Origin of the sequence: Terrirhizobium terrae (genome assembly GCF_030323265.1) — a bacterium.
GTDB lineage: Bacteria > Pseudomonadota > Alphaproteobacteria > Rhizobiales > Rhizobiaceae > Neorhizobium.
The window spans coordinates 1,338,962-1,352,568 of the sequence record NZ_CP104992.1 but is presented as its reverse complement, the minus strand read 5'-3'; the positions used below and the strand labels follow the sequence as shown (position 1 = coordinate 1,352,568).

Sequence of the window (13,607 nt, the reverse complement as noted above, 5' to 3'; positions counted from 1 at the left end):
GTTCAGAATGTTCCAATCACTGGTCGGCCGACGATCCGCCGAACCTATTTCGGGAAATAGGGCTGCAGATTGCCGCGAATGCGGTCCAGTACCGTGTCACCGGAATTGTCGGGAACGAAGGCCTGGCCGGTAATCATCTCAAAGGCCGTCCGGTAGACGGTAGAGGTTTCCTCGATCAGCTCGGCGGGAATCGCGGGAACGGCGTCCTTATAGGGGTCGCATCGTTCCACCACCCAGGCGCGGATGAAATCCTTGTCGAAGCTTTTCGGTCGGCCGCCGGTCTTGAACGCTTCGTCATAGCTGTCGGCCATCCAGTAGCGGCTGCTGTCGGGTGTATGGATCTCGTCGGCAAGAATGATGTTGCCCTCGGCATCGGTGCCGAATTCGTATTTCGTGTCTACCAATATGAGGCCGCGTTTCGCCGCCATTTCCTGGCCGCGCGCGAAGAGGGCAAGCGCGTAGCGTGAGACCGTGTCCCACTGTTCCTGGGTCAGGAGCTTGTGTTCGATAATGTCGGCAGGGGTCAGCGGCTCGTCATGGCCGCCGTGGAAGGCCTTGCTGGTCGGCGTGATGACCGGCTGGGGCAGGACCTGGTTGTCCTTCATGCCGTCGGGCAGGTCCAAACCATACATGGTGCGCTCGCCCTTCTTGTAGAGGGTCAGAAGCGAGGTGCCGGTCGTGCCGGCGAGATAACCGCGCACGACGATCTCGACAGGCAGGATGTCGAGCCGCTTGCCGATGACGACATTCGGGTCCGGATAGGCGACGACATGGTTGGGGCAGATGTCCTTCGTCTGCTCGAACCAGTAGCGTGCCGTCTGGGTGAGCACATGGCCCTTGTCGGGAATGCAGGTGAGGATGATGTCAAAAGCAGAGAGGCGATCGGTGGCGATGATGACGCGGCTGCCGTCGGCGAGATCGTAATTCTCCCGCACCTTGCCGCCATAATAATTCGGAAGTTCGGGTATGAAGGCTTCGGTGAGAACGCGCACGGATCAAGCTTTCCAATCAAGCGCCCGTCGGGGCGAGGCTTCTATATAGGGAGCCCCGCTATCGCATGTTTGTCCGCCGATAGACAAGTTCATTGGGCGGCAGAGGCGGTCGAGGATGCCCGGCGGTCCTTTCCGGGACGGCTCGTCGTCGAATGACCCAGAGAGCTCGCCGTTACCAATGGTTAACGCCCGTTTAGAGCGGGTGTCGACGGCGAATTTTGAAATACCCCAATAAATTCAATGACTTTTCATTTTCTTGAGGTTTTTGCGACGTGGTGTGTTGACTTGGAAAAGGGGTGTCCTCTATAAGCCACCTCACTGACGAGGGCGGCGGCGCTGCTGGCGACGACGACCTTCGTTCTAGAGAAAACCGGTTGAGGCCGGGGCGATCTGGAGACAATCACAGAGAAGTTGGCGCATGCTGATGGAGCCGGGTTTACGGTTTGGCTCTGGGATTGATGACGTTTCTGTCTATTAGGTTAGACGGTAGTGTCGGTTTTTTGACAATTGAATATGGAAGAAAGAGAAACGTGGTCGGCGGGTTTTCGCGGACGGTCTCGAGGGGCTTTAGGGCTTTAGGGATTGTCTGTTTAGAAGACAAAATGACGGTCACGTTTTGATATGAGAACCATGGAAATTGGCGCTGAGAAGCGCTCAAGTGTACATATGAAGTTCTCGTCGATTCAGAACATAGTGATCAGTCATGATTGAATTCTCAACTTGAGAGTTTGATCCTGGCTCAGAACGAACGCTGGCGGCAGGCTTAACACATGCAAGTCGAGCGCCCCGCAAGGGGAGCGGCAGACGGGTGAGTAACACGTGGAATCTACCCATCCCTACGGAACAACTCCGGGAAACTGGAGCTAATACCGTATACGCCCTTCGGGGGAAAGATTTATCGGGGATGGATGAGCCCGCGTTGGATTAGCTAGTTGGTGGGGTAAAGGCCTACCAAGGCGACGATCCATAGCTGGTCTGAGAGGATGATCAGCCACATTGGGACTGAGACACGGCCCAAACTCCTACGGGAGGCAGCAGTGGGGAATATTGGACAATGGGCGCAAGCCTGATCCAGCCATGCCGCGTGAATGATGAAGGCCTTAGGGTTGTAAAGTTCTTTCACCGATGAAGATAATGACGGTAGTCGGAGAAGAAGCCCCGGCTAACTTCGTGCCAGCAGCCGCGGTAATACGAAGGGGGCTAGCGTTGTTCGGAATTACTGGGCGTAAAGCGCACGTAGGCGGATATTTAAGTCAGGGGTGAAATCCCAGAGCTCAACTCTGGAACTGCCTTTGATACTGGGTATCTTGAGTATGGAAGAGGTTAGTGGAATTGCGAGTGTAGAGGTGAAATTCGTAGATATTCGCAGGAACACCAGTGGCGAAGGCGGCTAACTGGTCCATAACTGACGCTGAGGTGCGAAAGCGTGGGGAGCAAACAGGATTAGATACCCTGGTAGTCCACGCCGTAAACGATGAATGTTAGCCGTCGGGCAGTTTACTGTTCGGTGGCGCAGCTAACGCATTAAACATTCCGCCTGGGGAGTACGGTCGCAAGATTAAAACTCAAAGGAATTGACGGGGGCCCGCACAAGCGGTGGAGCATGTGGTTTAATTCGAAGCAACGCGCAGAACCTTACCAGCCCTTGACATGTCCGGCTATCCAGAGAGATTTGGAGTTCCCTTCGGGGACCGGAACACAGGTGCTGCATGGCTGTCGTCAGCTCGTGTCGTGAGATGTTGGGTTAAGTCCCGCAACGAGCGCAACCCTCGCCCTTAGTTGCCAGCATTCAGTTGGGCACTCTAAGGGGACTGCCGGTGATAAGCCGAGAGGAAGGTGGGGATGACGTCAAGTCCTCATGGCCCTTACGGGCTGGGCTACACACGTGCTACAATGGTGGTGACAGTGGGCAGCGAAGGAGCGATCCTGAGCTAATCTCCAAAAGCCATCTCAGTTCGGATTGCACTCTGCAACTCGAGTGCATGAAGTTGGAATCGCTAGTAATCGCGGATCAGCACGCCGCGGTGAATACGTTCCCGGGCCTTGTACACACCGCCCGTCACACCATGGGAGTTGGTTTTACCCGAAGGTAGTGCGCTAACCGCAAGGAGGCAGCTAACCACGGTAGGGTCAGCGACTGGGGTGAAGTCGTAACAAGGTAGCCGTAGGGGAACCTGCGGCTGGATCACCTCCTTTCTAAGGAAGCTGTGGAATTGGTAAGACGCTTGGCTAGACCAGGATGAACCTTCCCGTGCTTTTTAGAACATAGATGGCACCAGTCAGGTGACCATCGAAACGAAATACGCCGGATAGATGCTTGCATCATCACGGTATGGCGAAGACCGCCGACTACGTTTCTCTTTCTTCAAGAAGACAATTGCCGCAAAGCTCGGTGTCCAACTTGTCGACCTCTTGTCGATCAAGCGATGTAAGGTGTAAGCCTTGCAGGTGAATGGGCCTGTAGCTCAGTTGGTTAGAGCACACGCTTGATAAGCGTGGGGTCGGAAGTTCAAGTCTTCCCAGGCCCACCATTCGCTTTTGAGCGAGTGCTGGACGCGGTGACGGATTTGACCTGCTGGATGGGTTTTGCGGAAAATGGTGTTGATGAACGGGCTTTGACTGATCTTGTCAGTTCGGGCTGTTCCCAAGAGATTGGGGCTGTAGCTCAGCTGGGAGAGCACCTGCTTTGCAAGCAGGGGGTCAGCGGTTCGATCCCGCTCAGCTCCACCATATTTGGTCCTCGCGGCGAGCGCATCCTTTGGATGCTGCCTGCGGACGGCGCGCCGAACGATCGGCGACGGCCTCTGGCCTACGAGGTGCCAAACTCATTGTCTTCTGAAGAAATACAAGTTTGCACAATGCGATCTGCATTTGTGCCTGTTCTGCAAAAATCGTGAAGAGAAGATTGATCTGGAGGCTTCCAGGTTCGGATTTAGGTCCGAGTTTGAAGCTGATCCTTATGATGTCGTTGATGGTCTAGCCGACTGGATACGAAAGAGGGATCGGTGGAGATAGGAAGCTTGTCACTCTGGTCGGTCGTTGTTGGTGTCTTGGTCTTCGGACCTTGGCACTTCTGATGACTTATTGATGTCCGGTTGCTAACCGCACGGACCCGGATTTAATCTCGAGAAGCTGGTCTTATGACCGGACGTGAAGTGGGCCGCTCGGCGTGGCCCTTTAGAAAGCGATCCGGTCGAAAAGAACACGTCGATGGCATCATGAGATGGTGAGGTTGTAAAAGGTAGCCTTGCTGCTTCGCCTTTCCGCTGGAAAGGCTGAGCTAACTGATGAGCATTGGCAATGAGAACGATTAAGTGTCGTAAGGGCATTTGGTGGATGCCTTGGCATGCACAGGCGAAGAAGGACGTGATACGCTGCGAAAAGCCGTGGGGAGCTGCGAATAAGCTTTGATCCATGGATCTCCGAATGGGGCAACCCACCTTAAATACCTAGAAAGTTTAAGCCGTACTTCGGTACGGTTTAGGTTTCTAGGTATTGTTATAAGGTATCTAACTTTCGAATACATAGGGGTTAGAAGCGAACTCAGGGAACTGAAACATCTAAGTACCTGAAGGAAAGGACATCAACCGAGACTCCGCAAGTAGTGGCGAGCGAACGCGGACCAGGCCAGTGGCAATCAGGAATAAAGCTGAACAGGTTGGAAAGCCTGGCTATAGTGGGTGATAGCCCCGTAAGCGTAGAACACTGATTGTCCTTGAGTAGGGCGGGACACGTGAAATCCTGTCTGAACATGGGGAGACCACTCTCCAAGCCTAAGTACTCGTGCATGACCGATAGCGAACAAGTACCGTGAGGGAAAGGTGAAAAGCACCCCGACAAGGGGAGTGAAATAGAACCTGAAACCGGATGCCTACAAGCAGTCGGAGGGCGCAAGCCTGACGGCGTACCTTTTGTATAATGGGTCAACGACTTAGTGTAACTAGCAAGCTTAAGCCGGTAGGTGTAGGCGCAGCGAAAGCGAGTCTGAACAGGGCGTTCAGTTAGTTGCATTAGACCCGAAACCGAGTGATCTAGCCATGAGCAGGTTGAAGGTTGGGTAACACCAACTGGAGGACCGAACCCGCATCTGTTGCAATAGATTGGGATGACTTGTGGCTAGGGGTGAAAGGCCAATCAAACTCGGAGATAGCTGGTTCTCCGCGAAATCTATTTAGGTAGAGCGTCGACCGAATACCCCAGGGGTAGAGCACTGGATGGGCTATGGGGACTCACCGTCTTACTGATCCTAACCAAACTCCGAATACCTGGGAGTACTAGTCGGCAGACACACGGCGGGTGCTAACGTCCGTCGTGAAGAGGGCAACAACCCTGACCTCCAGCTAAGGTCCCCAAGTCATGGCTAAGTGGGAAAGGATGTGAGGATCCCAAAACAACCAGGATGTTGGCTTAGAAGCAGCCATCATTTAAAGAAAGCGTAACAGCTCACTGGTCTAAATAAGGGTCTTTGCGCCGAAAATGTAACGGGGCTAAAGCCATGCACCGAAGCTGAGGATGTGGATTTATCCACGTGGTAGCGGAGCGTTCCGTAAGTCTGTGAAGGGGGACCCGTGAGGGCCCCTGGAGATATCGGAAGTGCGAATGTTGACATGAGTAACGACAAAGAGGGTGAGAGACCCTCTCGCCGAAAGACCAAGGGTTCCTGCTTAAAGTTAATCTGAGCAGGGTTAGCCGGCCCCTAAGGCGAGGCAGAAATGCGTAGTCGATGGGAACCACGTTAATATTCGTGGGCCTGGTGGTAGTGACGGATCGCGTAGCTTGTTCAGACTTATTGGATTGTCTGGGCAGGGAAGCGGTTCCAGGAAATAGCTCCACCGTATAGACCGTACCCGAAACCGACACAGGTGGTCAGGTAGAGTATACCAAGGCGCTTGAGAGAACTATGCTGAAGGAACTCGGCAAATTGCACGCGTAACTTCGGAAGAAGCGTGACCCCTTTTACGCAAGTGGATTGGGGTGGCACAGACCAGGGGGTAGCGACTGTTTATCAAAAACACAGGGCTCTGCGAAGTCGAAAGACGACGTATAGGGTCTGACGCCTGCCCGGTGCTGGAAGGTTAAGAGGAGGGGTGCAAGCTCTGAATCGAAGCCCCAGTAAACGGCGGCCGTAACTATAACGGTCCTAAGGTAGCGAAATTCCTTGTCGGGTAAGTTCCGACCTGCACGAATGGCGTAACGACTTCCCCGCTGTCTCCAGCATAGACTCAGTGAAATTGAATTCCCCGTGAAGATGCGGGGTTCCTGCGGTTAGACGGAAAGACCCCGTGCACCTTTACTATAGCTTTACACTGGCATTCGTGTCGGCATGTGTAGGATAGGTGGTAGGCTTTGAAGCGGGGACGCCAGTCTTCGTGGAGCCATCCTTGAAATACCACCCTTATCGTCATGGATGTCTAACCGCGGTCCGTCATCCGGATCCGGGACAGTGTATGGTGGGTAGTTTGACTGGGGCGGTCGCCTCCGAAAGAGTAACGGAGGCGCGCGATGGTGGGCTCAGACCGGTCGGAAATCGGTCGTCGAGTGCAATGGCATAAGCCCGCCTGACTGCGAGACTGACAAGTCGAGCAGAGACGAAAGTCGGTCATAGTGATCCGGTGGTCCCGCGTGGAAGGGCCATCGCTCAACGGATAAAAGGTACGCCGGGGATAACAGGCTGATGACCCCCAAGAGTCCATATCGACGGGGTTGTTTGGCACCTCGATGTCGGCTCATCGCATCCTGGGGCTGGAGCAGGTCCCAAGGGTTTGGCTGTTCGCCAATTAAAGCGGTACGTGAGCTGGGTTCAGAACGTCGTGAGACAGTTCGGTCCCTATCTGCCGTGGGTGTAGGAATATTGACAGGATCTGTCCCTAGTACGAGAGGACCGGGATGGACATATCTCTGGTGGACCTGTTGTCGTGCCAACGGCATAGCAGGGTAGCTATATATGGAAGGGATAACCGCTGAAGGCATCTAAGCGGGAAACCCACCTGAAAACGAGTATTCCCTATCAGGGCCGTGGAAGACGACCACGTTGATAGGAGGCGTGTGGACGTGCAGCAATGCATGAAGCTTAGCCTTACTAATAGCCCGATTGGCTTAATCGTTCTCATTGACCATGCTCATCGAGCGCCGTAAGGCGCGAAGATGAAGCCATGACGTGTTCTAAAGACCATCGCCAGTTCGTCTGGCTCCCTTGCTCGAAGTCGAGCGGGGCAGCCATACAGAACAGAGTTCGTCGCCAATCGTTTGGCGGCCTGTCCGGAGCGCTACGCGCGTCAGGACAAAACAAAGGCGATGTTCCGAAAATCCAGCTTCTCATCACATTCCGACGTCGCCGTCGGAACATTGCCCTTAAACGACCTGGTGGTCATGGCGGGGCGGCCGCACCCGTTCCCATTCCGAACACGGCCGTGAAACGCCCCAGCGCCAATGGTACTCCGTCTTAAGACGCGGGAGAGTAGGTCGCTGCCAGGTCTTTTAAAGGCAATGCACGCACAAGCGTGAAAACAATCTTCTCGACACTCCTCGGCCCAAGCCGAATACCGATTGGGCCGCAATAGCGGCCCTTCGTCGTTTGCAGAACATTACGAAATAAGGACAGCGCACAGGATCTAGCCGGTGCGCCCCTTACAGGAGACAACGAGCTTCGCTCGTTGCTCCGGCACAAAGCATCACAGCAAAGCTGTGATGCTACCGCGACATTCGGCAAAGCCGAATGCGCTTGGCGCGGGGTGGAGCAGCCCGGTAGCTCGTCAGGCTCATAACCTGAAGGCCGCAGGTTCAAATCCTGCCCCCGCAACCAACATCCCTTCTCCCCCAACACCTCCACAGAACAACTACCGCTGCCGCCAAAACGTCAGCTGCCACGGCGATCATCAACATCCCCCGCGACATGAACTACGAATAAACGCCGTGAATGGCAGACATCGCCGCAGTGCGCGGTGGCGTCCCGGCAAGGAACGCGCGCAGCACGCAAGCCCCAAACGAAAACGGCGGCCAGCAGAAAGCCAGCCGCCACTCCAGATCAGCGGGCGTGGTACTTGCCGTCAACTTGGTTGATCGCCTCGACGTTGCCGGCGGAACGGCCTGCTTCGTCGAAGGTCTGCGCCAGATAGGCGTCGGCAATTGCCTTTGCGAGCTCGGTGCCGATAACGCGTGCGCCCATGGTGATGATCTGGGCGTTGTTGGACAATGCCGCACGTTCTGCTGAATAGGTGTCGTGAGTCAGCGCTGCGCGAATGCCGGGCACCTTGTTGGCCGAGATGCAGACGCCGATACCGGTACCGCAGACGAGGATGGCCTTGTCATAGGTGCCGTCGATGACGCCGGAGGCGACACGGTCGGACAGGTTGGCGTAGAATGCGTCAGGACCGGCATCCGTGCGCGATACCTCGTACACGTCGAAGCGGTCCTTCAGGTGATCGGCGAGAACCTTGGCGAGGCCTTCACCGGCGCTGTCTCCTGCGATTGCTAGTTTCATGGTCATATCTCCTCAGAGTTTGGCGGCACATTTCGCCAGGATGTCGAGGTAGCCCTCTACGTTCCAGGCGGAACGTCCGATGAAGAGCCCATCGATATGAGGGCTCGAAATCAGTTCTTCGCAATTGCCCGGATTGACCGACCCGCCATAGAGGCAGGGGATACGACGGCCAAGCACGGATTCTGCGACATCGATAATCTCGCCCTGGCGGGCGGAGGCATAATCGGCGCTGGCGGGAATGCCTTTCTCGCCGATCGCCCAGACCGGCTCATAGGCGAGCAGGATCTGCGCATTCTTCTGGTCGCCGGACAGTTTCGACAGCGCGCCGCGCACTTCCTTCGCCAAGATCTCAGGCGCCTTGCCGCTATCCCGGTCGGACAGCGTCTCGCCGATGCAGATCAGCGGGACAAGGCCATGGCGGACGGCGGCTTCGGTCTTCAGGCCGACAGTCTCGTCCGTCTCGCCGAAATGCTCGCGGCGCTCGGAATGCCCGAGTTCGACGATATCGAGATTGCAGTCCTTCAGCATCAGCGGCGAGATTTCGCCCGTCCAAGCACCCTGATCGGCCCAGTGCATGTTCTGGGCGCCGACCTTGACCGAGGTCTCGGCAAGCGCGGCCTTGACCTCACGGACGGCGGTGAAGGGCGGAATGACGAAGCACTGGATGCGCTGGTCCCTGCCTGCGTCGGCAGCCTTGAGAGCCTGTGCAAAATGCAGGGCTTCCGCCAAGGTCTTGTTCATCTTCCAGCTGGTGCCGACCCAGAAGCGGGGCGATGATGTCATGGTTGTTAACCTCCCGATGATGCGATGGTAAGCGTGACGCCCGTCTCTCTAATCTCCGCGAGAGCGGTTGGATCCGGCTGGCGATCGGTGATCACCGCGTCAAATTCATTAAGGCCGGCGAGCACATGAAGTGCCGTCTGGCCGATCCGCTCGTGGTTGACGAGCAGGCAGCTGCGTGTCGATGACGCCATCATCGCGCGCTTGGTGCGCACGACATTGTCGTCCATGTGATAGGCCTGTCCTGCCGCGACACCCGGCGTTGAGATAAAGGCGATGTCTGCCCTCAGCCGTGCCAGCGTTTCCTCGGTCACAACGCCGAAGAAGGCGTTGAACTTGGCGGAATAAACGCCGCCGAGGGCGATCAGCGTGATGCCGCTCTCGCCCTTGAGCCGGTCGATGACGGCTGCATTGTTGGTGATGACCGTCAGCGGCCGTTTACCGAGCAGTGCTTCGCCGAGAACCGCGGCCATGGATCCGTCATTGACCATGACCGTCATGCCAGGCTCGACGAGCTCGGATGCGGCTTGGGTAATCGCCTGTTTGGCGCCGTGGTCCTGTCTTTCGCGAGATCCGGAAATCGCTTTCGAACTGTGTTCCCGCGTCGATCGTGGCACCACCGCGCACCTTGCGCAGGACGCCTGCCTGTTCGAGTTCGTCGAGATCGCGATGGACGGTCATTTTGGAGACCGCGAAGCGGTCGGCAAGATCGTCGAGATCTACCGTCCTGCGTTCCACAAGCAGGTTGATGATGCCCTGCTGTCTTTCCTCGCGCTTCATGCGGGTCTCCAACCCATGACTTGCAGCTAATGTAACAATGATATCGTGATAATCAACATTTTTAATGTGATATTGCGATGAATTTATGTTCTATCAGCCCGCGAGCAAAGCCTTTGCGGTGCGTTCGTCGGTGATCAGCCCGAAGAGGCGGTGGCTGTTGAGGATCGCCCGAATGGCATCCGCCTTGTTCGGCCCGCCCGCGAGTGCCACGAGGCGTTCGCTTCTCGTTTTCGGAAAGGATGCCGACAGCATGCGGGCGCTGAGTTCCGTATTGAGGATGCGCCCATCCTGGTCAAAAAAGTGGCCTAGGATTTCACCGACGCCTCCGGCCGCAGCAATATCCGAAATCTCGCCGGGTTCGACCATGCCGGAGGAGACGAGTTGTGCATCCGCCTCGACACTGCCGATACCGACAAGCTTGAGGTCGGCATTGTTAGCAAGCTCGAAGACCTCCTTGACGGCCCGCTGCGCCCGCAAGACCTCGCGGTCCTCGCCGCTATTGGCGAAGAAGGGGACGGGCATGACATAGGCCTGCGTGCCGGTCTTTTCGGCGATGCGGTGCATCACGTCATAGGGGTTGGCGCCGTAATTGCGGGTCAATCCGCCGAGCAGCGAGACGAAGCGCAGGTTCTTCGCGTTGACCCGCGGCATATATTGCACGGCGGCCGAGAGTGTGCGGCCATGACCGAGGCCGATCACCGCATTGTCGCCGCGCTCTATCTCGCGTTTCAGATAGCCTGCGCCGGCATGGCCGAGTGCGCGCAAGGGAAGGCCCTCTTCACCGAGATCCGGTGCCACCTCGCAATATTGAAGGCCGAAACGCTCGGAAAGCTGCATTTCCAGTTCGACGCATTCAACGATGTCACCATCGATCGTCACCTTGACCACGCCTTCGGCGACCGCTTTCGCGATCAGGCGGTGTGCCTTGACCGACGGCACGCCGAGCCGCCGGGCCACTTCGGACTGGGTCAGGCCGCCGGCATAGTGCAGCCATGCGGCACGCACGGCAAGCGTATCATCGGCATCGGTCATGCCGCTTCCTTTCGGGATATCCTGTGGCGATGTCCGCCTTTCAATGCGGGCCTATAAAGAGGCTCGGCCTCAAATGTTCAAGTCGGCAATGCCGGTATCGATATGCGGCGCCCAGAAAGCCACGCTTTCGGCGATCTGCGGCACGACCTGCCGGTCGTTCGGCTCACGCTCCTTGAAGGATAGCTCGAGGCAGATCTCGTTATCCTTGGCGCCGCCCTCCGCAAATGCCTTCATTAGCGGCTCGGGCTGGATGCGGCCTTTGGCATTGAATTCCGCCGTGAAGGGACGGTGCCCGCCCTTGTCCATCAGGCTCTGCTTGATGTGGATGATCGGTGAAACGGGCGGTACGGCTCGCGCCCAGGCATAGGGGTCGAAGTCGTCCGGATTTTCCGAGGTGACGTCGCCGTGGTCGATATCGGCCATCATCCACATCGGCACCGCCATGTTGGCATCGGTCAGTCGCTTCTGCAGCGCCATGCAGGCTTCGATCGTCTCGCCGAATTCGCGGCCGATGCTCATTGGCTCCCAGAAGACATAGGACAGACCGGCGGCGCGCGCGTGTTCGGCAACCTCCGCCCAGCAGTCGATGGCAATCTTGATCAGTTCTTCGCGCTTCACCGGATCGTCGAAATCCTTGTAGGTGAAGATGGCGAACTGGGTTCCGACGGACGTACCGCCAAGATCAGCGGTGATATCGGCAAAGGTCTTGAACCAGTCGATATAGTAGCGGCGCACATCGGCGTCGGGATGGCCAAAATGGTTGAGGCGGCCATAGGGGCCGGTCATGCCGGAGGTTACGCGAACGCCGGTGCGCTGCAATGCGGCGCTCATCTGCCGCGTGAGGCGGCGGATGACCGGTGCCTGCCAACTCGGATTGATGAACTCATGGGTGAGCTGCAGGTCGCGGATCTTCAGGTCGTGCGCCACCGTGTCGATCAGGTCGTCGGGATCGGCGAAGCGGTTGACCAGCGGATTGGTGTTGAGCGAGAGGGTCAGCGGCATCGAGATCTCCTCAAGCAGCAACAGGGCGGCTCGACGCGAACCATTCGCTGAAGGCGCGGCGCTCGGTTTCGGTCAGGTGGAGGTAATGCTTGGTGCGGCGGTAGAGGATATCATCCGCCGTCTGCGCCCATTCCTTTTCGACGAGATATTTCACCTCCGCCTCGTAGAGCCGGCCGCCGAAGTGACGGCCGAGGCCTTCGATGCCTGCGGCGCTACCAACAATCTTGCGGGTCAGCGTGCCGTAGAGTCGGCCATAGTGATGGACCAGCGTGCGGGGCATCCAGGGATAGGTCTCGCGCAGGCTGTCTATGAAGGTCTCATAATCGGCATTCGGCATGTCGCCGCCAGGGAGAGGGCCTTCTCGGTCCAGTCGTCACCCATGTTGGGGAAGATGTTCTTCAGGCGCTGCATGCCACGTTCGGCGAGTTCGCGGAAGGTGGTGATCTTGCCGCCGAAGACGTTGAGCAGAGGTGCGCCACCGGTCTCGTCGAGATCGAAGACGTAATCGCGGGTAACGGCAGATGGATTGCCCTTGCCGTCGTCGAAGAGCGGTCGAACGCCCGAGAAGGAATGCAGCACATCCTCGCGGCGAAGCTTTTCCTTGAAGTAGCGATTGACCGCCTTCAGCAGGTAGTCGATCTCGCCCTCGTCGGCGGCGACATCCTCGGCGCGGCCCTGATAGGCGATATCCGTCGTGCCGATCAGCGCCTTGTCGCCTTCGTATGGGTTGATGAAGATGACGCGCTTGTCGTGGTTCTGAACCAGATAGGCGTTCGCACCGGCCCAGAATTTCGGCACGATGATGTGGCTGCCCTTGACCAGGCGCACATTGCGGCTGGAATTCGAGCCCGCCACGCGATTGATGATATCCGTCACCCACGGACCGGCGCAGTTGACGATGCATTTGGCACGGAATGTCCGCGTTTCGCCCGTCAGTTCGCTTTTCGTGACGATCGTCCAGCCGCCATTCTCTCGGCGGGCTGAGACGGCAGGCGTGCGGGTCAGCACGATCGCGCCCTTCTCTGCGGCGCTGACGGCATTGAGAATGACCAGGCGTGCGTCATCGACCCAACAGTCGGAATATTCGAAGCCGCGCGGGTACTGATCGAGGATCGGCGCGCCCTCGGGATCACGCAGCAGATTGAGTGTGCGCGTGCCGGGCAGCTTCTTGCGGCCGCCCAGATGGTCGTAGAGGAACAGGCCCAGGCGCACCAGCCATGCCGGGCGATCCTGCGGGCTGTGCGGGAGCACGAAACGCAGCGGCCAGATGATGTGCGGCGCCGCGTTCAGAAGCACTTCGCGCTCGATCAGCGCCTCGCGAACGAGGCGAAATTCGTAATACTCAAGATAGCGCAGACCGCCATGGACCAGCTTGCCCGAGCGGGAGGAGGTTCCCTGCGCCAGGTCATCCTTCTCGCAGAGCGCCACCTTGAGGCCGCGGCCCGCGGCATCGCGCGCGATGCCTGCGCCGTTGATGCCGCCGCCGATGACGAAAAGGTCGAGAGTTTCGGGTTCACTCATGTCCATGCTCCTTCGATGCC

General features: G+C 57.5%; 5 protein-coding genes, 3 tRNA genes, 3 rRNA genes and 2 pseudogenes. 6 read left to right on the top strand and 7 right to left on the bottom strand.

From position 1 onward, the window contains the following. Positions 1-44: 44 nt before the first annotated feature. A complete protein-coding gene (locus tag N7E02_RS14390) occupies positions 45-992 on the bottom strand; it encodes a phosphoribosylaminoimidazolesuccinocarboxamide synthase (protein ID WP_286582717.1) in 948 nt (315 codons plus the stop codon). A gap of 716 nt (positions 993-1,708) precedes the next feature. Here N7E02_RS14390 and N7E02_RS14385 point away from each other — a divergent pair. From N7E02_RS14385 to N7E02_RS14360, 6 genes are all read left to right on the top strand, one after another. After that, positions 1,709-3,188 (top strand): 16S ribosomal RNA (locus N7E02_RS14385). 258 nt (positions 3,189-3,446) lie between these two features. Then, a tRNA-Ile gene (locus N7E02_RS14380) sits at positions 3,447-3,523 on the top strand. Between the two features lie 123 nt (positions 3,524-3,646). After that, positions 3,647-3,722 (top strand) — tRNA-Ala (locus N7E02_RS14375). A 578-nt stretch (positions 3,723-4,300) separates the two neighbouring features. Continuing rightward, positions 4,301-7,096, top strand: a 23S ribosomal RNA gene (locus N7E02_RS14370). Positions 7,097-7,351: 255 nt separating this feature from the next. Next, positions 7,352-7,466 (top strand): 5S ribosomal RNA (gene rrf / locus N7E02_RS14365). Together the 16S, 23S and 5S rRNA genes with 3 tRNA genes alongside form the textbook arrangement of a ribosomal RNA operon. 251 nt (positions 7,467-7,717) lie before the next feature. Continuing rightward, positions 7,718-7,794: transfer RNA gene (locus N7E02_RS14360), tRNA-Met, on the top strand. A 222-nt stretch (positions 7,795-8,016) separates the two neighbouring features. Here the strand turns inward: N7E02_RS14360 and derI are convergent. The 6 genes and pseudogenes from derI to N7E02_RS14330 form a co-directional block, all read right to left on the bottom strand. Next, positions 8,017-8,472, bottom strand: coding sequence for a D-erythrulose-4-phosphate isomerase (gene derI, locus N7E02_RS14355; RefSeq protein ID WP_286582714.1), 456 nt, complete (start codon positions 8,470-8,472; stop codon positions 8,017-8,019). Positions 8,473-8,484: 12 nt separating this feature from the next. Further along, on the bottom strand, positions 8,485-9,255 hold the full coding sequence (locus N7E02_RS14350; protein ID WP_286582713.1) for a triose-phosphate isomerase: 771 nt from the start codon (positions 9,253-9,255) through the stop codon (positions 8,485-8,487). 5 nt (positions 9,256-9,260) lie between these two features. After that, positions 9,261-10,032, bottom strand: a pseudogene (locus N7E02_RS14345) (DeoR/GlpR family DNA-binding transcription regulator). 93 nt (positions 10,033-10,125) lie between these two features. After that, entirely contained in the window at positions 10,126-11,064 is a 939-nt protein-coding gene (locus N7E02_RS14340) for a sugar-binding transcriptional regulator (RefSeq protein ID WP_286582710.1), read from the bottom strand. A 69-nt stretch (positions 11,065-11,133) separates the two neighbouring features. Then, entirely contained in the window at positions 11,134-12,066 is a 933-nt protein-coding gene (locus N7E02_RS14335) for a sugar phosphate isomerase/epimerase family protein (protein ID WP_286582708.1), read from the bottom strand. A 10-nt stretch (positions 12,067-12,076) separates the two neighbouring features. Then, a pseudogene (locus N7E02_RS14330) lies at positions 12,077-13,587 on the bottom strand (glycerol-3-phosphate dehydrogenase). Positions 13,588-13,607 lie beyond the last annotated feature (20 nt).